Below are 23,233 nucleotides of genomic sequence, written 5' to 3'. Positions count from 1 at the left end.
CCAAGATGTATGTTCAGCTATTCTGAACATCATGGATTCGACGGCAGCCGAACAGCAGGCGGTGGGAGCGCGGGTGCGTCAGGCGAGGACCGCGGCGGGGTTGTCACTCCGGGCGACCGCGCAGCGAATCGGGGTCAGCGCGGCCACGCTGAGCGCCATCGAGACAGGCAAGACCGGCGCGTCGGTTCCGCGCCTGCGATCCCTCGCCGCCGAACTGGGCACGACGGTGGCCTGGCTGATCGGCGACCGGCGCACCACCGGCGCTGCTCCCCCCGAACCGCGCGCGACCGATTCGCGCCCCACCCACCTCGCCGGGAGCCCCGCCCCCGGCGAAACCGGATCGCCCGACTCCGGCGCACCGGACTCCTGGCGTGAGTTCCCGCCCCTGGATCTCGACCCGGTGCTCGCCGCCGCCATCGATTCCTTCGTCGAGACCGGGTATCACGGCGCCACGATGCGCTCGATCGCCGCGCGGGCGGGCATGAGCGTGCCCGGTGTCTACCACCACTACCGCGACAAACAAGACCTGCTGGTCCGCGCACTCGACCTGACCATGGACGAATTGCACCGGCGGGTGCGCGCGGCACGCCTCGACGGCACGAACGGCCGCGAACGAGTGAGCCGTGTCGTCGAAGCGCTCGCCCTGTTCCACACGCACCACCGCGAACTCGCCTTCATCGGTGCCAGCGAGATGCGCAGCCTGAACTCCGCCGATCGCGATCGGATCACCGCCTCCCGCAACGAGATCCAATACCTTCTCGATGCCGACATCGACGCCGCGCTGACCGAGGCGAACCGATCGACCGCCCAGGCCCGCCACGCGGGACGTGCCATCGCGACGATGTGTACCGCACTGCCCCAGTGGTTCCGGCTCGACGGCCCGTCCTCTCCCGAACAGATCGCCGCCGCCTACGCGGACTTCGCCCTCGGACTGCTCGGCGTGGACGGCCGGCACCGATAGCGAAACGGCGCGACAGGCTTCAGCTCTCCGCCTTGCTGGTGATGTCGTCGAGGGACTCGCCCATGGTCTCGGGCACCCGGCGATAGCAGAACACCAGCGACAGCGCGGAAACGACCGCGAAGAGGAAGAACATCGTCGACGCCCCCCAGAGTTCGCCCAGCGGCGGGAACACCAGGGAGACAGTGAAATTGCCCATCCAGATGAGGAAGGTGCAGATACTCATCGCGGTGGCGCGGATCGGGGCGGGGAAGATCTCCGAGATCAGCAACCAGGTGGGAACCCCGACGCCGAGCTGGAAGGCACAGACGTACACGATCATCAATGTCACCAGCACATAGCCGGTGGCAGTGCTCTGCGTGAGACGTTCCATCAGACCCATACCGACCAACGCGACGACCATGATCGCCAGACCGAGGAACATCGGTGGGCGCCTGCCGATCTTGTCGACCAGGCTCATGCCGAGCATCACGCCGATCACCGCGCCGACACCGATGCCGATCGACGAGGTGATCGCCGCATTGTCACCCATCCCCGCCTGAGCGAGAGTGGACGGTGCGTAGTAGATGACGGTATTGACGCCGACGAATTGCTGAATCAACGCCAATCCGATTCCGGTGTAGAACAGCGCACGCACCTTCGGTTTCCGCAACTGGTCGCTCAAACTGTCCTTGACCGCCGCATCGGCGGCCTCGGACTGTTCGATCTCGGCGATCGTCGGCTCGACATTCTCCGGGTAATAAGACCGTTCGAGCACTTTCTTCGCATCGGCGGTACGACCCTGTTTCAGATACCACCGTGGTGAATCGGGCATGAAATACATGCCGATCACGAGCGCCGCCGCCGGAATCGCCGCCATCGCGAGCATGAGCCGCCAGTTCCCGGTCGGGGCGAGCAGCGCGTTGACGATGTAGGCGAGCAACTGCCCGCTGGCGATCATCAGCGAGTTCATCGACACCAGGCGCCCGCGATAGGTCGGCGGGGAGATCTCGGAAACGTACATGGGGACCACCAGCGAGGCGGTACCGACAGCGACGCCGAGGACAAGGCGGGTGATGATCATGACCGTGGCATCGGGCGCCAGCGCCTGGGCGAGCGCGCCGAGGAAGAACAGGGCGCCCGCGAACAGCAGCGTCGTCCGCCTGCCCCACCGGTCGGCCATCCAGCCGCCGGTGATCGAGCCGATCGCGGCGCCGATGAGCAGCGAACTCGTGATGACGCCGACCTGGGTCTGGCTCAGTGCGAAATCAGGCGTGAGGTAGACGAGCACGCCGGAGATGACGCCGGTGTCGTAGCCGAACAGCGCGCCGCCGAGCGCGGCGATGACGACGACAGTGAGCACGAACTTCTTGATCCTGGCCCGCATCGCCGCCCGCTCCGGCGAATCGGGTGGCGTCGCGACCGCTGATTCGGTGGCAGGGGACACCATCACCGTCTCCGGTCCGTCCTGGACGGTGTGCGGTACCCGGACCGAGGTATCGATATCCGGCCCGATCAGGCGTCCGCCGGAAACCTGCGCCACAGGAACGGTGGAGTTCAAGACGGTGCCGCGCCGCTCCGGCTCCTTATCGGTGGATCCACGAGGGGAATCGGGCATGTCCACACCTCCGCCGGATGGAGTAGGTCGATTCCTGCACCTTAATCGAGCGCGGAAGGGTTCGCGATAGCTCGAAATCCACGGATATTGCGTCCACAAATCAGAGGTAAGGGCGATCGGGGAATGTATCCCACCCCCTGCGTGGGATACATTCCCCGATCAACACACTCTTATCGGAATCGCCGCCGACCGAAATACTCACCGTTTGCCCGGATCGGAGAAAGTGTCGCGTAGCTGTCCGACACCATCCATCCGTCAAACCGCAATCACCGGATGCCGCTTTTGCCGGGTTGTCACGAATCTCGTCGACACTCGGCTATCGACGATGCAGCGACCGGACGGTGGCCGCACCCCAGAGCATCAGGCTCGCGGCCGCGGCCATATAGAGGAAATAGGCCAGCACAACCAGAACGGACCCGTAGTTGCCTACCCAGTCACTCAGTCGCAGCAGGCCGACCACACCGAGGCCGAGCAGGATCAGCCCGAGGATCAGCCCCGGCATCGCCAGCGGCGCGACGGGCGATTCGATCGCGGAGGTAGAGGAGACGCGGCGGCCTCGCTCGGTAATTGATAGATTGCTGTTCGATTCGAAGTAGATGCTGCTCATAACAACACGTCCCCTTCCGGACAGCCGCCCCGACACGGCCGATAAGTGATCTATACCGGATCTTTCGATGACCGCCACGCCGCAGCGGAAGTGCGGGTCGTCCGCGACCCCGGATCCCTGTCGACCCGGTCCATGATCACGAACGGTTAACGTTCAGCAATTACAAGCTTGCCAGCCGGGCCGAACAGAGAAAAGATGGTGTGATCTGCATCACATCGAACTCCTGTGCGACACGATCCGATAACGTGCGTTACATTTCGTCGAAATACGGGCAGGAACTGGCGAAAACCCCACACAACTGGGCATCTGTTCAACAAGCCGACACTGCTGTCATTTATCGAACCGTTACGGCCCTGACGTGGGAAAACACACACTCCCGCCTCCCGCGATCCAGTTGGTACCTCCCCGAGCCACCGACACGGCACCGTGACGGAAACCGCTCAGCGAACGCGCTCCTCCACCCGAAATCACCACGCCCCGAACAACTTCGGTGTCGACGCCACACAGAAACCGTGCCGAGACGCGGAAGTTCTCCTACTATGGGCCACGTCCCGCACCGCAGCACCGTACGAGGGGGCGTCGAGGATGAGCGACAACGCGCATGTGATCGACCAATCCAAGCCGAGCATCGCCCGTGTCTACGACTATCTACTCGGCGGCAAGGACAACTACGAGGTCGACCGCGCCGTCGGTGACCACTTCAAGGTGAACCTGCCCGGCTCGGTCGACATCGCGTCCACCAACCGCCGAGCCCTCACCCGTGCGGTGCGGGCCATGGCCGAGGCCGGGCTGACCCAGTTCCTCGACTTCGGCAGTGGGCTGCCCACCGCCGACAACGTGCACCAGGTCGCCCAGTCGATCGATCCCGACACCCGCGTGGTCTACATCGACAACGACCCGATCGTGCTCGCCCATGGTCGCGCACTGCTGGCGACCAACGACCACACCACCGTGATCCACGCCGACGTCCGCGATTCCGCGGCGATCAGGGCCGATCCCGAGGTCGCCCGGCTGATCGACTTCGACAAGCCGGTCGGGCTCATCTTCAGCGCGATCCTGCACCACCTCAACGACGAGGAGGACCCGCAGTCGGTGGTCGCGTACTGGGCGCAACAGATTCCCGTCGGCTCGCGCGTGTTCATCTCCCACTTCCGCTCCGGCGACAACGCCGAGACCATCCAGGCCGAGTCCAAGCTGCAGTCGACCTTCGGGCGCGGCCGGTGGCGCACCGACGCGGAGATCACCGCACTGTTCGGTGATCTGCGCGTGCAGGCCCCCGGCGTGGTCGCCGCGGCCCGCTGGCATCAGGTGAACGAGGATTCCGCACACATCGGCGCACCCAATCGGGACCTGTCGGTCTGGGAGGAACTGATCGTCTCGGCGATCGCCGAGAAGCGGTAGGACCGATCGCCGAGGCTCGAAACTTTCCGGCCGCGACTTCTGCGTGGGTTCGAACGAGGGAACGCGTCACGTCGGCTATCTTGATCTAGTTTTTCGATGCTGCTGGATCGTTCGTGTCGCTTCGCCGAAATCGCGTGCCGCGTGAGATCCACGCCTCGCGCTGTCGGCGACCCTCTCAGACGAAGGGACGCCGGTCACCATGCCCGCACCCGTTATCCTCCACGGCCGCATCGCACGGCTGGAGCCGCTCGCACCTCACCACGTTCCCGGACTGAGCGCCGCGGCCGCGGCGCTCGACGGACCGGCCGGGTTCACCGTCGTCCCGCACGGTGATCAGGAGGCGCGCACCTATGTCTTCCAGGCCGAAGCGGCGCAGCTGGCAGGCACAGCGCTGGCCTTCGCGATCGTCACCGTCGCCGACGAGTGTGTGGTCGGGGCGACTCGATTCGCCCGGCTCGACTACTGGCAGGGACCACTGACCTGGCCGTTGTCCGCCGAACCGGTCACCTCGGTGCCCGGCGGGGCGATCCCCGACGCCGTCGAGATCGGCAATACCTGGCTCACCCCCGCGGTGCGGGGCGGTCAGGTGAATCTCGACTCCAAGCTGCTGCTGCTCACCCACGCCTTCGACAGCTGGGGCGTGCGGCGGGTGACCCTGCGCGCCGACGCCCGCAACCTGCGCTCCCGGGCGGCGATCGAACGACTCGGCGCGGTGAGTGACGGTGTGCGCCGGGCACATTCGCGTGGGCTCGACGGCGCGGTGCGCGACACCGCGTTCTATTCGATCCTGCACGACGAATGGCCGGGGGTGCGCGGACGGATCATCGAACAACTGGCCGCCCGCGCTGCCCTGCGGGGCGCGCCGCTGATCCCGGCGACCGCGGCGGCGTTGCGGCCGTTAGCTTCTTCGCCGATCGGTTGAGGTCTCAGCCCGGCAGCGACTCGATGCGGTCGACGATCAGGTCGGCGAGTTCGTCCGGACGCTCCTCGGGCAGCCAGTGCGAGCCGTCGAGCACGGCAAAGCGATAGTCACCGGTGACGAATCCGCGGGTCAGCTCGGCACCACGACGGGTCAGCGCCGCGTCGCCGGTGCTCCACACGTGCGTCACCGGCACGGTGACGCGTGCCGTCACCGTGCGCGGTGTGATCAGCGCCAACGCGCGATACCAGTTCAACGCGGTGGTGAGAGCTCCGGTGTTGATGATCTCGGTGTGCACGCGGTCGATCGCGTCGGCGGACATGCCCGATGTGGCCAGGATCTGGTCGAAGACGCCGGGCCGCGCGCGAATCAGGCGCTCCGGGAGCGCCGGCAGCTGGAACAGCGCCATGTAGGACGAGCGAAGGAGCTGATCGCTGCTGATCATCGAGCGGGCGAAGGCGCCGGGATGCGGCACCGACACGGTCACCAGCGTGCGGACGAGTTCGGGGCGGGCCGCGGCCACCGACCAGGCGACCATCGCGCCCCAGTCGTGCCCGACCAGATGCACCGGACCTCGGTCGATGTCCTCGATCAACGCGACCACGTCGTCGACGAGTTCGGGCACGCGGTAGGCGAGGCGGCCGGACGGCCGAGCACCGGGTGAGTAGCCGCGCTGGTTCGGGGCGATGGTGCGGTAGCCGCGCGCGTTGAGCAACGCGGTGAGTGGCTGCAACGAGGTCGCGGTCTGCGGGAAGCCGTGCAGCGCAACGACGACGGGGCCGTCGGGCGGTCCGGAGTCGACGACGTCGAACTCGAGTCCAGCCCTGGTGAAAGTGGTCAACTGGGTGCTCAACGAACCCTCCGATCCAGTAACTTACTTATCGGTAAATTACTCGGGGCCCATACCTGGCGTCAACAGCGCTCACCGTCCTGTTCCCCCGTGCACGACGGCGACTTCCGCACCACCGAGGTCGAAGGCCCGGTGCAGGATGCGCACGGCTTCGTCGAGGTCGGTGTCGCGGACGAGCACGGAGATGCGGATCTCCGAGGTGGCGATCAGGTCGAGGTTGATGTTCGCCGCGGCCAGCGCCTCACAGAAGCTCGCGGTGACGCCCGGATTGTTGCGCATGCCCGCGCCGATCAACGAGACCTTGCCGACGCGATCGTCGTAGCGAACATCGGCGAAGCCGATCTCGGCACGGCGGTCGCGCAGCAAGGCGACCGCCCGCGCGCCGTCGGCGGCGGGCAGGGTGAAGGTGATGTCGGTGCGGCCGGTCCCGGTGTTCTGCACGACCATGTCGATGCCGATCTCGGCGTCGGCGACCGCGCGGAACACCTCGGCCGCGTAGCCGGGCTCGTCGGGCAGGCCGACAACGGTCACCTTGGCCTCGTTGCGGTCGTGCGCGACGCCGGTGAGCACGGCCTGGTCGGCGGGGATGTCGGCCATCGAGCCGAAGACGGTGGTGCCGATCGCGTCGGTGTAGGACGAGCGCACATGCACCGGCACCTGGTAGCGGCGCGCGTATTCGACGCAGCGCAGCATGAGGACCTTCGACCCGCAGGCGGCCATTTCCAGCATCTCCTCGTAGGAGATCTGGTCGAGTTTCTGAGCGTCGGCCACGATGCGCGGGTCGGCGGTGAAGACTCCGTCGACGTCGGTGTAGATCTCGCAGACATCAGCTTTCAACGCCGCGGCCAGCGCGACCGCGGTGGTGTCGGAACCGCCACGGCCCAGCGTGGTGACATCGTCGCTGTCCTGGCTCACACCTTGGAACCCGGCCACGAGCACCACCTCGCCGTCGTCGAGTGCGCGGCGCACCCGGCCCGGGTCGACTTCGATGATCTTGGCGCGGCCGTGGGCGCCGGTGGTGATCACGCCGGCCTGCGAGCCCGTCAACGATCGCGCTTCCGCACCGAGTGCATGAATCGCCATGGCCACCAAGGCATTCGAAATCCTCTCACCGGCGGTGAGCAACATGTCCAACTCGCGCGGTTCCGGCGCGGAGGCGATCCGGCCCGCCAATTCGAGGAGCTCATCGGTGGTATCGCCCATTGCCGAGCAGACCACCACCACATCGTGCCCCTGCTTCTTCGTCTCCACGATCCGCTCGGCGACCCGCCGGATCCGCTCCGCGGTGGCTACCGACGAACCGCCGAATTTCTGCACAACCAGGGCCATCCCGAGTCCTCTCCCCTGCTCCCCCGCACGCGATCCGCGGGTGACCCCTTCGAGTATCCAGGCAATCCGGGCACGGCCGTACCAATTCGGCAACGAAAACGACTGCCGCCGAATGGTTTCGGCGGCAGCCCTCGATCACGTGAGCGCCGGGACCGTCATGGCGGCCGGCGAAAAGGACGCGCTGCTCGTCTCGCTCTACGACAACTGGATCACCGCGGTGGCGGCGGCGATCACGTTCGTGGTGTGAGCCGCGGCGCTGTTCGGTACCCGACTGGTCCGCCGCCCGGTGGCAGCGGCGGCGGACCGCTGCCACCGGGCATTTTCAGGTTTCTGGCGTATTCGGGTCGCCCTCGGAGTGGCGGACCGTTGGCCATCGTCGGAGCAGCAATCCCGGGCTGCGGATCAGACCGTGCGCGGATTCCAAGTCGTGACGGCCCAGATGACCACCACATCGAGCACGATGATCAGGATCGACCACGCCGGATAGTAGGGCAGCCACAGGAAATTCGCGATGATCGACAGTGACGCGATGACGACCGCGACGATCCGCGCCCAGGTCGCGCCGCCCATCAGCCCCAGCGCGCTCAGCGCGAGTACGATCCCGCCGATGATGTGGATCCAGCCCCATGTCGTGGTGTCGAATTCATAGACGTAGTCGATGCCGACGACGAACAGGTCGTCCTTGGCCACCGCGGCGATGCCCTGCAGAACGGACAACACGGCGACGACCAGGAGCAGGATCGCGGCGCCGATGGAAGTGCCTGCGGCGAAACCCTGCTGGACCGGATGCTCGGTTTCCGATAAGTGAGCCATCATGAATCCTTCCGTAGAAGACCGACGACCAACGTTTCCCGATGGCAGCCGCGAGGGCCTCACCCGAAACGGATGAACCGGATCGCCACACGGGCCTGCCCGTCGACGCCGCGCCTGCGAGCTCGCCGGCGCGCTGACCCCTCGGCAGCGCCACCTCGACTACAGGCTGAAGGCGATCGCTCGCAGGATCAGGACGGCGATGAACACGGCGGTGAAGGCCAGGTCCAGGGAGAAGTCACCGATCCGGATCGGCTTGAGCACCTTGCGTACCGGGGCGATCACCGGTTCGGTCGCGGCGTGGGTCACCTCCCTGGCTTTGCGGGCCCACTGGGGACCGTTGCCCAGCGCATCGATCCAGTCCACCACCATCCGGGCGATCAGCAGCACCAGAAAGACTGTCAGCGCGTAGCCGACCAGGGTTCCCACAAGACTCATGACGCACTCCCTCGCGGAGGCCTCAGAGGACCTCTTACCGCTCTCAACGTGCCCGACATTGCCAAGGTGTCCACCACCCGGTTGTTCTCAGTCGATTATCAGGCCCGCGGCCACGTTCTTCGTGGTGATCGCGGGCGCGGCGTGGTGCGTCCGAGCGGTAATGGCGAGCGGCGACGCCTACTCTCCGTGGCGGGCGTCCGTCGGCTCGTAGCGACTGGTGAAGTCGAGAATGCGGGCAGTCACCGGCTTCGGGATCTCGTGGAACAGGCCGTGCCCGGCCCCGCGGAAGATCTCGACTTCACAGGTGGGCACGTTGTCGCGCAGGCGTTGTTCGGCAAGTTGCGAGTCGACCACCAACGACTCCGACCCGAGCAGTACCAGCGTCGGCATGGTGATCGTGGCCAGCCGCTCGTCGGTGAACATCTTCGGGTAGCCGATCGAGGGTGCGTATCCCAGCGCTGCCTTCACCCCGTCGAATTCCGCGTCGGTCAGGGTGACGCCGGGGTTGAGCCGCGCGTTCATCGCACGCAGGTTCTTGTCCGTGGGCCGGGCACCGACCCGGATCATCGTCCACAGCAGGCTCCACTTGATCTTCGTCAGCGTGCCGCCCGGCTCGAGCACGGTCAGGCTCGCCAGGCGGCGCTGCGTAGTGGTGGCGATCGCCATCGCCTGCCAGCCGCCCTGCGAGTAACCGACCAGGTGGACCTGGTCGACGCCGAGCCCGTCGAGAACCTCGCCGAACCAGGTACCGAAGCCGTTTTCGTCGATCGGTGCGGTCTGCACGCTCAGGCCGGGAGCGCCGATCATTTCGGGCATGTAGACGACGCGGTCACGAGCGAAATCCTCGATGACGCGGTTCCAGGACAGGCTGTTGGCGCCGAGTGAGTGCATGAGCACGATCGGGACACCCTCTCCCGCACCAGATTTACGGACACGAGTGGAACCGAAAGAAGTGGAGACCTCGAGCAGGGTCGACGGCACCGTCCACTGTTTCTCCAGTTCCCGATAGGTCCGCAGGTACTCCTCGCGTGCCTTGTCGTTCTTGAATCGCCCGATCTTGGCCATGACCACCCCTGTTTCTCGTTGGTGATATCACCGTACCACATAGATGGTATGGGCGTACCATGAAAATCCGCCAGGACAGTAGGAGGAGCGATGCCACGTTTGGCCGACCACGAAGAACGGCGCAGATCGATCACCGGTGCTGCTCGACGGGTCATCGCCCGCGGCGGACTGGAAGCCGCGACCTTCCAGTCCGTGGCCGCCGAAGCCGGGGTCTCGGTGCGGTCGGTGCAGTACTACTTCGGCACCAAACGGGAGTTCCTGCTCGCCACGCACCGTGCTGTCGTCGAGGATTCCGGCGCCCGGATGGCACAGGGATTCGCGGCTCTCGGGCCGGACGCCGGTCCCCGCGATATCGTGCGCACGATCCTGATCTCGGTCCTGCCCCTCGACGAGGCAAGTCGGCGCGACGCCGTCATTCTCGGCATCTTCCACGCCGCGACACTCACCGGCCCCGACGTCGAATCCGCCGATACCGCGGGCGCCCCGAACTACATCATCGACGCGGTCGCGGGACAACTACGGCAGCTGCGCGGTCCTGACGCCGACGAGAAGACGCTCATCGCCGATGCCGAGGTGATCCTGCTCGCCGTCGGCGGGCTGACGCAAGGAATGCTCACCGACGACCACTATGCCGCGCGCGCGACACACTTGGTCGACCATCTGCTCGACCGCGTGCTCGACGCCTGAAAAACGAAGAGCCCCGGCGATATTCGCCGGGGCTCACTCGTCTGACACTCGAACTACTTCTTACGTTCCTTCTTCTCGCGCACACGCACCGAAATGCGCACCGGCGAACCGTCGAAACCAAACTCCTCACGCAGGCGGCGCTCCAGGAAGCGGCGGTAGCCTGCCTCGAGGAACCCGGTGGTGAACAGCACGAACGTCGGCGGGCGGGTGCTCGCCTGGGTGGCGAACATGACGCGGGGCTGACGGCCGCCACGCATCGGCGGTGGGGTGGCCGCGATGACTTCCTTGAGCCAGGTGTTGAGGCGGCCGGTGGAGATGCGCTTGTCCCAGGACTCGAGCGCGGTCTCCATCTGCGGTACCAGCTTCGCCACGGCGCGGCCGGTGTGAGCCGAGATGTTGACCCGCTGCGCCCACGGCACCCGCACCAGATCGCGATCGATCTCGCGCTCGAGCATGTAGCGGCGGTCCTCGTCGACCAGGTCCCACTTGTTGAACGCCAGCACCAGCGCGCGACCGGACTCGGCGACCAGACTGATCACGCGCAGGTCCTGTTCGGTGATCGGCACCGAGGCGTCGATCAGCATGATCGCGACCTCGGAGGCTTCCAGTGCCGACTTCGTCCGCAGCGAGGCGTAGAACTCGGTGCCGGTGGCATTGGAGACCTTGCGGCGCAGACCGGCGGTGTCGACGAACTTCCACGTCTTGCCGCCCAGCTCGACCAGCGAGTCGACCGGGTCGACGGTGGTGCCCGCGACATCGTGGACCACCGAACGCTCGTCGCCTGCCAGCTTGTTGAGCAGGCTGGACTTGCCGACGTTCGGCTTGCCGACCAGTGCCACGCGACGCGGTCCCGCGACGGCGGTACCTTCGCGCGGGGTCTCGGGCAGCGCGCCGAGCACGTCGTCGAGCAGGTCACCGGTGCCACGGCCGTGCGCGGCCGAGACCATGCGCGGTTCGCCCAGGCCCAGCGACCACAGCGAGGCCGCCTCGATTTCGACCTTCTGATCGTCGACCTTGTTGGCCACCAGGATCACCGGGATCTTGGAGCGGCGCAGCTTGCGCACCGCGGCCTCGTCGGTCGTGGTAGCTCCGACGGTGGCGTCGACGACGAGCAGGATGGCGTCGGCGGTTTCCATCGCCACCTCGGCCTGGCGCGCGACGTGCTGCTGCAGACCCTTGGCGTCGGGTTCCCAACCGCCGGTGTCCTGCACCATGAAGCGGCGCCCGGCCCAGTTGGCCTCGTACGAAATGCGGTCACGGGTGACACCGGGAACGTCTTCGACCACTGCTTCGCGGCGGCCGAGAATGCGGTTGACCAGGGTCGACTTGCCCACATTCGGGCGTCCGACCACGGCCAGCGTGGGCATGGCGACGTGCTGTTCGCCTTCGCCGTCCCCGTCGATGTCGAGGACTTCCCATTCGGACTCGTCGGTCCAGGTTCCGTCGCCTACGAGAATCTCTTCGATCATCGCGGACCTCCTGTCGTGGCCGAAAGCTGCTGAGCCACCACGCGATACAGCTCCTCGATGGTCTGTGCCATCGTCAGGTCGCTGGTGTCGACGAGCACCGCGTCGGCGGCGGGGCGCAACGGCGACACTGTACGGGTGGAGTCGAGGGTGTCGCGGCGCTGCACGTCGGCCAGCACGGCCGCGTAATCGTCGCCGCGGCCCTCGCGGATGTTCTGTGCGTTGCGCCGCTCGGCGCGTGCCTCCGCGGAGGCGGTGAGATAGATCTTGGCGTCGGCGCCGGTGAGTACGACGGTGCCGATATCGCGGCCTTCGACCACGATGCGTCCGGCCATCGCCGTGATCTCGCGTTGCAGGGCGACGAGCTGCTCGCGCACCTGCGCCACCGCGGAAACAGCGGAGACGGCCTTGGTGACGGCGTCGCCGCGGATCTCCGCCGAGACGTCCTCACCGTCGAGTTCGATCACCTCGTGGCTGGGGTCGGTACCGATCGAAAGCGGCAGTGCCGCAACAGTTTCCGCGATCGCAGCCGAATCGGTCAGCTCGACACCCGCACGCAGCACGCGCAGGGTCGCGACCCGGTACATGGCACCGGTGTCGAGGTAGCGGGCGCCGAGGCGCGCGGCGAGCCGACGCGACACGCTGGACTTACCGGTGCCGGAAGGACCGTCCATCGCGACGACGAGCGTCGCGTCACCGGTCATCCGGTCGCCGGTGAATTCCAGGGGAAAGTCCACACCGTTCACAGCTGCACCGCCTCGTAGAGTTTGCCGATCTCGTCGCGGCCGAGCACCCGCAGCGTGCCGGGACGCTGGTCGCCCAGTGCCACCGGGCCGAGGTGGGTGCGCACCAGCCGGATCACCGGGTGGCCGACCTCGTCGAGCAGCCTACGCACGATGTGCTTGCGGCCCTCGTGCAGCACGAGCTTCACCAGCGACCGGCCCTGGTATGCCTCGAGCACCATGAACTTGTCGACCTTGGCGGGCCCGTCCTCGAGCTCGACGCCTTCGCGCAAGCGCTTGCCGACCAGGCGGTAGTTCACCTCGCCGTCGACGGTGGCCAAGTAGGTCTTGGGAACTTCGAACGAGGGGTGCATCAGTCGATGCGCCATCTCGCCGTCATTGGTGACCAGCAGCAGGCCCTCGGTGTCGGCATCGAGACGGCCGACGTGGAACAAGCGCTGACCAGCGGCGATCCGCTCGGCGATGATATCGCCGACGCAGGGGCGCCCCAGGTCGTCGGACATGGTGGACTGCCAGCCCCTCGGCTTGTTCAGCACCAGGTGCACCAGCTCGTCGCGGACCACGACACGGGTGCCGTCGACGCGCACGACCGCGTTCTCGGCGTCGATGCGCAGACCCTGCTCACGCACGATCTTGCCGTCGACCTCGACGCGACCGGCCGCGATCATCTCCTCGGCGGCGCGACGCGAGGCCACACCCGCCTTGGCGAGAACCTTCTGCAAACGTTCGCCTTCGCCCCAGGGAAGCTTCTTGGGCCCCTCGGTGACATCGGCGTGCTGGTGCCGCGCGGGCTTGGCGTTGTTCAGGATCGTCGGAGCGACGACCTTCTTCTGCGGCTTCGTGGACTTCTTGCGAGCCGCGAAGGCTTGAGTGCCTGCCGAAGCGCCGCTGCGCTGACCAGCTGGGCCTCCACGCTGTCCGCGGTCGGCGTCACCACGCGGGTAGCCGCCACCGCTGGAGGCACCGGTGCTGCGACGGTCATCACGCTGACCTGCGCCCGCGGGGCCACCTCGACGGTCGTCACGCTGGTACCCACCGGCGGACGCGCCGCGACCGGCCGGGGCGCCGCGTCGATCGTCGCGCTGGTATCCACCGGTCGAACTGCCGCGACGGTCACCACCGGTGGACGCGCCACGACGGTCATCACGCTGGTACCCACCGCCGGTGGATCCACGACGACCGCCGGACTCGGCGTCACGCTGGAAACTGCCTGCGGACCGGGCTGCTGTCTGATTGCCGCGCTGGAAGCCACCCGCGCCGGTGCCGCGCCGGCCCGGAGCCGCTGCGCGGGAGCCACCCTGCCCGGTGCGCGCACTGTCGCCGCGGTTGCCCGCGGTTCGATTCGCGCCACTGCGGGGCTGGTCGCTGCGATTTCTTCGATCCGGTGTGCCATCTCGGCGAGCGGAATTATTCATCTGTCCTGTCAATCGTCGGTGCCGAGGTCCATGTCGGACTCGGCGGGTTTTTTCAGCCTGGTGAACCGGGGATCGGTTTCCAGGCTCTCGCTGATCTCGTCGATCAGATCGACGCCGGGAAGCAGCGGCGCCAGCAGTGGCAGGTCGCCGAGAGAGGCGAGCCCGATCCGTTCGAGGAACAACTCGGTGGTGCGGTACAGCGTGCCGTTGGTTTCGGGGTCCTGACCCGCTTCCGCGATCAAGCCTCTGGCCAGCAGTGTGCGCATCACTCCGTCGACGTTCACCCCTCGGACCGCGCTGACCCGCATGCGGGTCACCGGCTGGCGATAGGCCACTACCGCCAAGGTTTCCAAGGCGGCCCGGGTCAGTTTCGTCCGGGCCCCGTCGAGCAGTACCCGCTCGACATAGGGCGCGTACTCCTGTCGAGTATAGAAGCGCCATCCGTCACCGACGAAACGCAGGTCGATGCCGCTGCCGCGCGCGCTCAGTTCCGCCGACATCGCGCGCAGGACGGTTTCGACCCGCTCGCTGGTGTCGTCCAAGGCCGCTGCCAGCTGTTCTGTGGGTGCCGGGGCGTCGACGACGAGCAGCATCGCCTCCAGTGCCGACCGCAATTCGAGGTCGTCGAGTGGCTCGGAGGTGAATTCCGCCACTGCCTCTGTCATCCGTAATCCTCCTCGAAGGTCAACGCCGCTGCTTCCGCGTCAGGGTCGAGCTCGCCGAGCCAGCTGACAGCCAACGGCCCGAGCGGATCGGGTTGGTCGAAGGCGATGGTCTTACCGCGGTACAGCTCCAGCAACGCCAGGAACCGCGCCACGATTTCCACCGGGACTGTGCAGTCGACCACCAATTCGGCGAAGGTGGTCCAGCCGCCCGGCCCGCGTTCCTTCAACAGGGCCAGCACCAGCTCGGCCTGCTCGGCGACCGAGATGGTGTGCATGTGCAGATGCCCGAGCCCGACCTCGGCGACCGGACGTGGCCGGAAGGCCGCCGCCGCGATCTCGGCGAACGCGGCGATATCCACCCCGAGGGTGACCTCGGGCAGCAGTCCTTCGAACTGTTCCTCGAGCGCCACCGAGCGCGGATACCGGCGCAGGGCCGCGGCTTCCAGCTCGGCGAGCAGTTCGGCCACCTGCTTGAACGCGCGATATTGCAGCAATCGCGCGAACAGCAGGTCGCGCGCGTCGAGGAGTTCGAGATCGTCGGCGTCGGTCATCTCACCCGAGGGCAGCAGCCGGGCGGCCTTGAGGTCGAGCAAAGTGGCGGCGACGACGAGGAATTCGGTGGTCTGATCGAGAATCTTGTCCGCGCGCAGCTTGGTGTTCTCGGCCAGCTCGGCGGTCAGGGCCTTGGTGTAGGCGATGAATTCGTCGGTGACCTGGTGCAGCGCGACTTCGGTGACATCGAGTTTGCGCGAGCTGATCAACGTCAGCAGCAGATCGAACGGCCCCTCGAAATTGGTGAGCCGCAGATGAAAACCGGATTTGTCCGCGGCCGGCACCGCGTCTTCGGGTACTGCTTGCACCGCAGGTGTAGCTCCGATCACCGGCCAGACCGGTGGATGACTTCTCGTGCCATCGCTCGATACGACTCGGCGCCGCCCGATTTCGGCGACCAGGTGGTGATCGGCTCCCCGGCGACGCTGGCGTCGGGAAAGCGCACGGTGCGTGAGATGGCGGTGTCGTAGACCAGGTCACCGAACACCTCGACCACCCGCGACATCACCTGACGCGAATGCAGCAGGCGCGCATCGAACATGGTGACCACGATGCCGTAGAGGCTCAGTCGCGGATTCAGACGGTCGCGCACCTTCTCGACGGTGTCGTTGAGCAATGCGAGCCCGCGCAGCGAGAAGTACTCGCATTCCATCGGAATGATCACGCCGTCGGAGCAGGCCAGCGCGTTGACCGTGAGCAGACCGAGCGAGGGCTGGCAGTCGATGAGGATGTAGTCGTAGCGATCGCGCACGCTGTGCAGGGCGCGGCCGAGCGACTGTTCGCGGCCGACCTCGTTCACCAGCTGGATCTCGGCGGCGGAGAGGTCGATGTTGCTGGGTAACAGGTCCATGCCGTCGACCTTGGTGGTCTGCAGCACGTCGTCGACCTTGGCCTTGCCGCCGATCAGCAGGTCGTGCACGGTGAGTTCGAGGTCGTGGTGTGCCACCCCGAGCCCGGCCGAGAGCGCACCCTGGGGGTCGAGATCTACGAGCAGCACCCGGCGACCGTACTCGGCCAGTGCCGCACCGAGATTGATGGTCGAGGTGGTCTTTCCGACCCCGCCCTTCTGGTTGCACATGGCGACGACGAGTGCGTCGCCATGTCGCTGGACCTGGGGTGGATCGGGCACCAGTCGCAGCGGGCGCCCTGTCGGGCCCATCTCGACGGCCTCGGCGACCTCTTCCGGTCCACCGTCCCACGGTGTTTCCGCTGTCGTCACGATCCGCTGCTCCTTATACGTTTTCCTTGCCGGTAACCCCTGTCGAGGGTAGCGAGGCCGATCCGGGACCGGCTCGCTTTCGTACGGTCCAACTCTGGGTAGACGCTACCGCTCGGACCGGTGAGGTACAGCATGGCAACGCCGGGCGTGTTCGCACGATACCTGCTCAGCGGGTATCGGAGGTGCCGGTTCACGTCGCACGGGGATGGGCAGTGGCCCACACTTCACGCAGGGTGCTCACCGTCACGAGCGTGTAGATCTGGGTCGTGGTCACCGAGGCGTGGCCGAGCAGTTCCTGCACCACCCGCACATCGGCGCCGCCGTCGAGCAGATGGGTCGCGAAGGAGTGACGCAGGGTGTGCGGCGAGACCGTCGCCCCGATTCCGGCGCGTTCGGCGGCAGTCTGCAAGACCTGCCACGCGCTCTGCCGCGACAGTCTGCCGCCGCGGGCGTTGAGGAAAAGAGCTCCGCCGGAACCCTTTCCGCTCGCGGCGAGAGCGGGTCGACCGCGCACCAGGTACGCGTCGACAGCCGCGAGCGCCGGGCGGCCGATCGGGACGAGGCGCTGCTTTCCACCCTTGCCGTGCAGCACCACACAGCGTTGCTCGGCGTCGATGTCGTCGACGTCGAGTCCCACCATCTCCGAGATACGCGCGCCCGTGGAGTAGAGCAACTCCAGCAGCGCCCGGTCACGCAGTCCGCGCGGGCCACCGTCGGAACCGTCCGGTTCGCCACCCGCCGATTCGAGAAGTCGCAGAACCTGGTCGTAGGGCAGCGCTTTGGGCAGCCGGCGACCCGGCGCGGGTGGTTTCACCGCATGCGCCACATCGGTATCGGTGAGTCCCTCGGCGGCGGCGAACCGGTGCAGTCCGCGGACCGCGATCAACGCCCTCGCCACCGAACCCGCTGCCAGCGCGGGATAGTCCGCTCCGCCGGCGCGCAACGCCATGGTGAATTCGGCGACATCGTCCTGGGCCACCGCGCCCAACGATTCGACACCGCGCCCGGTCAAGAAAGCCCGGTAGCGGGCGAGGTCACGACGGTAGGCGCCGAGGGTGTTGCGCGCGGCTCCCCGCTCGACCGCGAGATGGTCGAGATAGGCGGCTATCTCCCGCTCGAGCACGCCCTCGCCTGTCTAGTCCCCGCCGACCGCTGCGGTGTTCACGCGTGGTTGCCGTGCGTCGATGCCGCCTCGGCGGCCTTGCGCCGCAGGAACGTGGTCGGCTGACCGGGCCACGGTGCGTCGGGTGCGCGCAACGGAACCCCGCTCGCCTCGGCCGCGGCATAGGCGAGCACTCCCGCGACCGCGGTCGCGTTGACGATCTCCCCCGCCAACGCGGCCCGCACCGCCTCGGCGAGTGGCATCCGCACCAGCTCGAGATCAGCTTCCTCGTGCTCGGGATCGGGCCGGTCGGTGGCGCTGAGACCGGTCGCGAAGAACACCCGCAGCGCCTCGTCGGTGAAGCCCGGCGACAACGCCACATCCACCAGCACCGACCACTGCGCGGCGGCGAGGCCCGTCTCCTCGGCCAGCTCACGCTTGGCCGCGGTGAGCGGGTCCTCACCGTCGATATCGAGCAGCCCGGCGGGCAGTTCCAGCAGCCTGGTACCGATCGGATGCCGGTACTGACGGATCAGCACCACGTTGCCGTCGTCGTCGAGCGCGAGCACCGCGACAGCACCGTGATGCTCGATCACCTCACGCTCGGCGACCCGCCCGTCCGGCATCCTGACCTGATCCTGGCGCAGAGCCAGGATCGCGCCGCTGTAGAGCACCCGGCTCGACACCGTCTCGAAGTCGTGACTACCGGGCTCGCTCATGCGTTCCTATCGCCGATCTTCCTAGGCTTCCGCGGTGGCCTGCTCCGCGAGCTCTTCCTCCGGGAAGTCTACGGGAAGCCGTTCGGCCAGTTTGTATTTCAACGCGGCGTTGATCAGCGCCGCGAACAGCGGATGCGGCCGGGTCGGACGGCTCTTGAGCTCGGGATGCGCCTGGGTGGCGACGAAGAACGGATGCACCGAAGCCGGGTACTCGACGAACTCCACCAGGTGCCCGTCGGGCGAGGTGCCGGAGAAGACCAGCCCGCTCTTGGCGATGGCATCGCGGTAGGAGTTGTTCACCTCGAACCGGTGCCGGTGCCGCTCGGACACATTCTCGGTGCCGTACGCCTGCGCGACGACCGAGCCCTTCTTCAACGTGGCGGGGTAGGCGCCCAGTCGCATGGTGCCGCCCAGATCGGCTTCGCCGGCGACAACGTCTTCCTGGTCGGCCATGGTCGAGATGACCGGGTTCTTGGTGTCGGGCTCGAATTCGGCCGAGTTCGCGTCGGCGATACCGACCGAACGCGCCGCCTCGATGACCACGCACTGCAAACCGAGGCACAGGCCGAGCAGCGGGATACCGCGACGGCGGGCGTAGCCGATCGCGCCGAGTTTGCCCTCGATACCGCGGATGCCGAACCCACCGGGGATCAGCACCGCGTCGACGTCACGCAGCGCCGCCTGCGCGCCGACCTCGGTCTCGCACTCGTCGGACGGCACCCAGCGGATGTTCACCTTGGCGCGATGGGCGAAACCACCCGCACGCAACGCCTCGGTCACCGACAGGTAGGCATCGGGCAGATCGACGTACTTGCCGACCAGCGCCACCTCGACGGTCTCCCGCGGCGAATGCACGCGATCGAGCAGATCGCCCCACACCGCCCAGTCCACATCGCGGAACGGCAGCCCCAGCTTGCGCACCACATAGGCATCGAGGCCCTCGCTGTGCAGCACCTTGGGGATGTCGTAGATCGACGGCGCGTCCGGCGTGGAGATGCACGCCTCCACATCGACGTCGCACATCAGCGCGATCTTGTTCTTGAGACCCTGCGGGACCTCGCGGTCGCAACGCAGGATCAGCGCGTCGGGCTGGATACCGATATTGCGCAGCGCGGCCACCGAGTGCTGCGTCGGCTTGGTCTTGAGCTCACCCGAGGGCGCCAGATACGGCACCAGCGACACATGCAGGAAGAACACATTGTCGCGACCCACATCGTGACGGATCTGGCGGGCCGCCTCCAGGAACGGCTGCGACTCGATGTCACCGACGGTGCCACCGATCTCGGTGATCACCACGTCCGGCACATGCCCCTCGAGATCGGGACCCTGCATCGCCAGGATGCGGCTCTTGATCTCGTCGGTGATATGCGGAATGACCTGCACCGTATCGCCCAGATACTCACCGCGGCGTTCCTTGGCGATCACCGTCGAATAGATCTGGCCGGTGGTCACGTTCGCGTCCATCGTGAGATCGCGATCGAGGAAACGCTCGTAGTGCCCCACGTCCAGGTCGGTCTCGGCGCCGTCTTCGGTGACGAACACCTCGCCGTGCTGGAACGGGTTCATGGTGCCCGGATCGACATTGAGATACGGGTCGAGCTTCTGCATCGTCACCCGCATGCCGCGCGCGGTCAGGAGCTGACCGAGGCTGGAGGCGGTGAGACCCTTACCCAATGAGGAGGCGACGCCACCGCTCACGAAGATGTGCTTGGTGGCACTTTTAGCCTGATTCCGTTGATGACCCACGGACCACCACTGTACCGCTAGTCCGCCTCTCCGCGTATTTTGCCGGTCGTTAGCGGGCGGCGTGTTGGGTTCGCGGTGGTGAGGTTCTCACTCAGCGGGGCATGGCTACCAGTGTCAGCGACGTCGCTGTCGGGCCTGTTCCGTAGCGGCCCGCGCCGCCGGTCAGTTGTTCTGTCAGGGCGAGTGTTGTTGTCACCCGGCCGATTTCGCGGTCGATATTGTCGACGGTGGTAACCGTGGTCGCGAGGGGGGCCTGGGCTCGGACGGTGGCTATCGGGGCGTTGCCCTCGGCGGCCCCTTGGCGACCTGCGAGGACAGTGCCCGCGGCTCTTGCTCGGAGGGCGGCGGTGAAGCGGGCGATAGTCGCGCCCTGGCCGGTGTCGGGTTCGACACCGTTGCCGGTGATGACCACGGCCAGTTGCGCGGGTCTCGTCGGCGGGTCGGTGTAGGTGAGGAAGTCGCCGCCCCGGAGGGTTTCGAGGATCAGAGACAGTTCCTCGGGGGTGCTGCGGGGGTGGTTGGACACGGGGTCTTGGAGCAGGGCCAGGCCGAGGAGGTCGCCCGCGAGGCTGCCCTGGTCTACGGCGCCGGTGTTCAGTTGGGCCCCCGCGGGGACGATATTGGTCAGGGTGGAGCGCATGCGGTCGCCCTCCCCCGCGTCGACGAAGGACTCCGTCAAGGCGATGCGGCCGGTCACTGTGGCGCCCGCGGTGCGCAGGGAGTTGCTCACGCCGTCGATGTCGGCGGGGTCGGCGTCGGGGGTGGTGAGGACGACGACGGTGCGATCGGCCAGGGTGCCGTTCAGGATGCGCGCCGCCGAGCCCGCGATGAACTGGTCGGCGGACTCGAGGCGGGCGGTGAGCTGGGCGTTCTGCGCGGTCAGTTCGTCTACCTGGGTGTTCAGGTCGGTTTTGTCCGACCGGAGGCCCGAGATCATGGTGCCCGCGAGGGTGTGTGACCCGAGCACCACACCGACCGCGAGCGCGAGGAAGATCGCCGCGATCGAGATGGCGTGTTGACGCAGCGAGATCACAGCAGACCACGCACCCACAGGACGAAGCTGTTCCAGTACTCGATCGCCCAGTCCAGCACCTCGGAACCGTTGTGCGAAGCCAAGATCACCACCACGATCGCCACCAGGGCCGCCAGCACCACCAGCGCCACCGCGGCGCCCGCGGAACGATGCCGGTACAGGGTGGACACCGCGTTCGCGTCGACCAGCTTCGCGCCGACCTTCAATCGGGTCAGGAAGGTGGCCGGATTGCTGTCACGCCGGCCACGGTCGAAGAAGTCCTCGAGCGAAGCGGGCGCGCCCGCCAGCACGATCAGCGACGCGCCGTGATGGTCGGCCAGCATCAACGCGAGATCGGTCGGCGAACCCGACGACGGGAACGTCGTGGCGCCGATCCCCAGGTCCTGGATGCGCTCGAGGCCCTTGGCATGGCCGTCGGTATCGGCGGGCAAAATCATCTCGGCGCCGGATTTCAACGTCTCCGTGCTGATTTCGTCGGGGTCACCGACGATCAGGTCGGGCGTGTACTTGAGCTTGCGCAAGGTATCGGCGCCACTGCCCACACCGATCAGAATCGGCGCGTACTCCTTGATGAACGGCTTGAGCCGCTGTAATTCCGCGAGATGGCCCGAACCGTCGGCGATGACGACCACGTGCCGGTTACGCATGTCCAGCTCGATATCGGGCACACCCACACCATCGATCAGCAGCGCGCTCTCGGTACGCACGAATTCGGTGGTGTTGCCCGCGAATGCGTCGAGGTGATCGGCGAGTCCGTTGCGCGCCTCGATCATCCGGTCCGCGATGGCCGTCTCGTCGAACTCGATGCCCTCGACCAGGACCTCGGGTTCCTTCTTGGTGAGCCTGTCGGCGTAGACGATGCCGCCGTCGATGCGGACCTTCGACCCGTCCTTGATCCTGCCGAACGCGTCGGAGGACACCGTGTCCATCAGCACGATCCCGTTGGCCACCAACACCTCTGGCCCCAGGTTGGGATACCGCCCGGAAATCGAGGGCGAGGTGTTGATCACCGCGAGCACCCCCGCCTCGACCAGCCGATCGGCGGTGTGGCGGTCCAGGTCGGTCGCGTCGAGGACGACCACGTCCCCGGGACCGACCCGCCGCAGCAGTCGTCCGGTATCGCGATCCACCCGGGCGATCCCGGCGACACCGGGCAGCGTTTCCGTGTTCCGTGACAACAGCGCCGGCATCTTCATGAGGCCGATGATGAAGCCAAACCCTCAACCTTTGGTGGAGGCGCGCCGGTCGGAGCACGGGTGCCGACTACCCGTATGCTCCGGGTCACAGACATTTCGGACAGGAGACACATCCATGCCACGTAGCACCGTCGAAACGGTCTTCGACGCACCTCGCGACATCGTCTACCGCCTCTTCACCGAGCGTGAGGCCGTCAGCCCGTACCTGCCGATCCAGGTCAAGCTCATCAAAGCGGGCGATCCGGCCACCGGCGTCGGCGCCCAGCACCTGCTGGGTTTCGGCAAGGTCGGCGTCACCGAGGAGATCACCGCGCTGACCCCCGGTGAGCGGATGGAATACAAGATCGTCAAGGGCGCCCCGGTCAAGCGGCACGTCGGCACCATCACCTTCGCCGATACGAGTGAGGGCGGTACTCGGGTGGTCTACACGATGGAGTCGGAGCCGTCGCTGCCGGTGCCTGCGCCGGCGCTGGAGTTCGGATTGCGTCAGCTGACCAATCAGCTGATCGGCGGGGTGCGTAAAGCACTGCGCTGAGGTTGGTGGGGCTCGGGACTCGGTGATCGGTAGTCCTGGAGGCACTGGCTGTATTTTTGGCGCGCTGGCGCGCGCGTGTCCGCGGCCCTGATTGGCCCGCCGGTCAGGCACCGGGGCTTGCTCTGGCGACGAACGGTTCGCGGGCAAGATCGCCTCGGAGGTGCTGCGCAGGCGGGCGGTC

The 23,233-nt window shown here is 66.9% G+C and carries 24 protein-coding genes; 6 read left to right on the top strand and 18 right to left on the bottom strand.

Annotated features, from left to right (window positions below):
• The first annotated feature begins 31 nt into the window (after nt 1–31).
• Nucleotides 32–961: a TetR family transcriptional regulator gene (locus ACWDXS_RS32570; protein ID WP_378995142.1), complete on the top strand. Its 930-nt coding sequence runs from the start codon at nt 32–34 to the stop codon at nt 959–961.
• Between the two features lie 19 nt (nt 962–980).
• On the opposite strand, the gene ACWDXS_RS32565 is transcribed toward ACWDXS_RS32570, so the two are convergent.
• Nucleotides 981–2,555, bottom strand: coding sequence for a sugar porter family MFS transporter (locus ACWDXS_RS32565; RefSeq protein ID WP_449971677.1), 1,575 nt, complete (start codon nt 2,553–2,555; stop codon nt 981–983).
• Nucleotides 2,556–2,871: 316 nt separating this feature from the next.
• Nucleotides 2,872–3,162 carry a hypothetical protein gene (locus tag ACWDXS_RS32560; RefSeq protein WP_449971674.1) on the bottom strand — a complete coding sequence of 97 codons (291 nt, stop codon included), beginning with the start codon at nt 3,160–3,162 and terminating at the stop codon, nt 2,872–2,874.
• Nucleotides 3,163–3,747: 585 nt separating this feature from the next.
• Here ACWDXS_RS32560 and ACWDXS_RS32555 point away from each other — a divergent pair.
• Nucleotides 3,748–4,563: an SAM-dependent methyltransferase gene (locus tag ACWDXS_RS32555; RefSeq protein WP_449971671.1), complete on the top strand. Its 816-nt coding sequence runs from the start codon at nt 3,748–3,750 to the stop codon at nt 4,561–4,563.
• Between the two features lie 199 nt (nt 4,564–4,762).
• Nucleotides 4,763–5,485, top strand: coding sequence for a GNAT family N-acetyltransferase (locus ACWDXS_RS32550; RefSeq protein WP_449971668.1), 723 nt, complete (start codon nt 4,763–4,765; stop codon nt 5,483–5,485).
• A gap of 4 nt (nt 5,486–5,489) precedes the next feature.
• On the opposite strand, the gene ACWDXS_RS32545 is transcribed toward ACWDXS_RS32550, so the two are convergent.
• Together ACWDXS_RS32545 and ACWDXS_RS32540 are read right to left on the bottom strand one after the other, a co-directional pair.
• Nucleotides 5,490–6,335, bottom strand: coding sequence for an alpha/beta fold hydrolase (locus tag ACWDXS_RS32545; RefSeq protein WP_449971665.1), 846 nt, complete (start codon nt 6,333–6,335; stop codon nt 5,490–5,492).
• 69 nt (nt 6,336–6,404) lie between these two features.
• Nucleotides 6,405–7,661, bottom strand: coding sequence for an aspartate kinase (locus ACWDXS_RS32540; RefSeq protein WP_378630092.1), 1,257 nt, complete (start codon nt 7,659–7,661; stop codon nt 6,405–6,407).
• Nucleotides 7,662–7,773: 112 nt separating this feature from the next.
• On the opposite strand from ACWDXS_RS32540, the gene ACWDXS_RS32535 reads away from it, so the two are divergent.
• Nucleotides 7,774–7,908 (top strand): hypothetical protein, encoded by a 135-nt coding sequence (locus ACWDXS_RS32535; protein WP_449971662.1) that lies wholly within the window; start codon nt 7,774–7,776, stop codon nt 7,906–7,908.
• A 155-nt stretch (nt 7,909–8,063) separates the two neighbouring features.
• On the opposite strand, the gene ACWDXS_RS32530 is transcribed toward ACWDXS_RS32535, so the two are convergent.
• The 3 genes from ACWDXS_RS32530 to ACWDXS_RS32520 all read right to left on the bottom strand — a co-directional run bounded on the left by ACWDXS_RS32530 (nt 8,064) and on the right by ACWDXS_RS32520 (nt 9,974).
• Nucleotides 8,064–8,474, bottom strand: a complete 411-nt coding sequence (locus tag ACWDXS_RS32530; protein ID WP_449971658.1) for a DUF7144 family membrane protein — start codon at nt 8,472–8,474, stop codon at nt 8,064–8,066.
• Between the two features lie 159 nt (nt 8,475–8,633).
• Entirely contained in the window at nt 8,634–8,909 is a 276-nt protein-coding gene (locus tag ACWDXS_RS32525) for a YggT family protein (protein WP_378995159.1), read from the bottom strand.
• A gap of 177 nt (nt 8,910–9,086) precedes the next feature.
• Nucleotides 9,087–9,974 (bottom strand): alpha/beta fold hydrolase, encoded by an 888-nt coding sequence (locus tag ACWDXS_RS32520; RefSeq protein WP_449971655.1) that lies wholly within the window; start codon nt 9,972–9,974, stop codon nt 9,087–9,089.
• Nucleotides 9,975–10,064: 90 nt separating this feature from the next.
• Here ACWDXS_RS32520 and ACWDXS_RS32515 point away from each other — a divergent pair, with 90 nt between their 5' ends.
• Entirely contained in the window at nt 10,065–10,661 is a 597-nt protein-coding gene (locus ACWDXS_RS32515; RefSeq protein ID WP_378995163.1) for a TetR/AcrR family transcriptional regulator, read from the top strand.
• A 53-nt stretch (nt 10,662–10,714) separates the two neighbouring features.
• On the opposite strand, the gene der is transcribed toward ACWDXS_RS32515, so the two are convergent.
• The 11 genes from der to steA form a co-directional block, all read right to left on the bottom strand.
• A complete protein-coding gene (gene der, locus ACWDXS_RS32510; RefSeq protein WP_378995165.1) occupies nt 10,715–12,130 on the bottom strand; it encodes a ribosome biogenesis GTPase Der in 1,416 nt (471 codons plus the stop codon).
• Nucleotides 12,127–12,831: a (d)CMP kinase gene (cmk, locus tag ACWDXS_RS32505; protein ID WP_378995183.1), complete on the bottom strand. Its 705-nt coding sequence runs from the start codon at nt 12,829–12,831 to the stop codon at nt 12,127–12,129. Before cmk ends, der begins: the two co-directional genes overlap by 4 nt.
• Before the next feature lie 38 nt (nt 12,832–12,869).
• Nucleotides 12,870–14,285 (bottom strand): pseudouridine synthase, encoded by a 1,416-nt coding sequence (locus ACWDXS_RS32500; RefSeq protein ID WP_449971651.1) that lies wholly within the window; start codon nt 14,283–14,285, stop codon nt 12,870–12,872.
• An 8-nt stretch (nt 14,286–14,293) separates the two neighbouring features.
• The gene (scpB, locus tag ACWDXS_RS32495) at nt 14,294–14,950 is read right to left on the bottom strand and encodes an SMC-Scp complex subunit ScpB (protein WP_101463266.1); all 657 of its coding nucleotides are present in this window, start codon (nt 14,948–14,950) and stop codon (nt 14,294–14,296) included.
• Nucleotides 14,947–15,810, bottom strand: a complete 864-nt coding sequence (locus ACWDXS_RS32490; RefSeq protein ID WP_378995169.1) for a segregation and condensation protein A — start codon at nt 15,808–15,810, stop codon at nt 14,947–14,949. The genes scpB and ACWDXS_RS32490 overlap by 4 nt, the downstream gene beginning before the upstream one ends.
• Nucleotides 15,811–15,827: 17 nt before the next feature.
• Nucleotides 15,828–16,661 (bottom strand): ParA family protein, encoded by an 834-nt coding sequence (locus ACWDXS_RS32485; RefSeq protein ID WP_101463778.1) that lies wholly within the window; start codon nt 16,659–16,661, stop codon nt 15,828–15,830.
• Nucleotides 16,662–16,911: 250 nt separating this feature from the next.
• The gene (gene xerD, locus ACWDXS_RS32480; RefSeq protein ID WP_449971648.1) at nt 16,912–17,844 is read right to left on the bottom strand and encodes a site-specific tyrosine recombinase XerD; all 933 of its coding nucleotides are present in this window, start codon (nt 17,842–17,844) and stop codon (nt 16,912–16,914) included.
• A 38-nt stretch (nt 17,845–17,882) separates the two neighbouring features.
• A complete protein-coding gene (locus ACWDXS_RS32475; protein ID WP_378995173.1) occupies nt 17,883–18,542 on the bottom strand; it encodes an NUDIX domain-containing protein in 660 nt (219 codons plus the stop codon).
• A 21-nt stretch (nt 18,543–18,563) separates the two neighbouring features.
• Nucleotides 18,564–20,288: a CTP synthase gene (locus ACWDXS_RS32470; protein WP_378630070.1), complete on the bottom strand. Its 1,725-nt coding sequence runs from the start codon at nt 20,286–20,288 to the stop codon at nt 18,564–18,566.
• Nucleotides 20,289–20,379: 91 nt separating this feature from the next.
• The gene (locus ACWDXS_RS32465; RefSeq protein ID WP_378995186.1) at nt 20,380–21,321 is read right to left on the bottom strand and encodes a copper transporter; all 942 of its coding nucleotides are present in this window, start codon (nt 21,319–21,321) and stop codon (nt 20,380–20,382) included.
• Entirely contained in the window at nt 21,318–22,517 is a 1,200-nt protein-coding gene (gene steA / locus ACWDXS_RS32460; protein ID WP_378995175.1) for a putative cytokinetic ring protein SteA, read from the bottom strand. The genes ACWDXS_RS32465 and steA overlap by 4 nt, the downstream gene beginning before the upstream one ends.
• A 115-nt stretch (nt 22,518–22,632) precedes the next feature.
• Here steA and ACWDXS_RS32455 point away from each other — a divergent pair, with 115 nt between their 5' ends.
• The gene (locus tag ACWDXS_RS32455) at nt 22,633–23,052 is read left to right on the top strand and encodes an SRPBCC family protein (protein ID WP_379314046.1); all 420 of its coding nucleotides are present in this window, start codon (nt 22,633–22,635) and stop codon (nt 23,050–23,052) included.
• Nucleotides 23,053–23,233 lie beyond the last annotated feature (181 nt).

This window comes from Nocardia sp. NPDC003183 (genome assembly GCF_053590715.1).
This window is presented reverse-complemented; position numbering and strand designations above follow the sequence as displayed.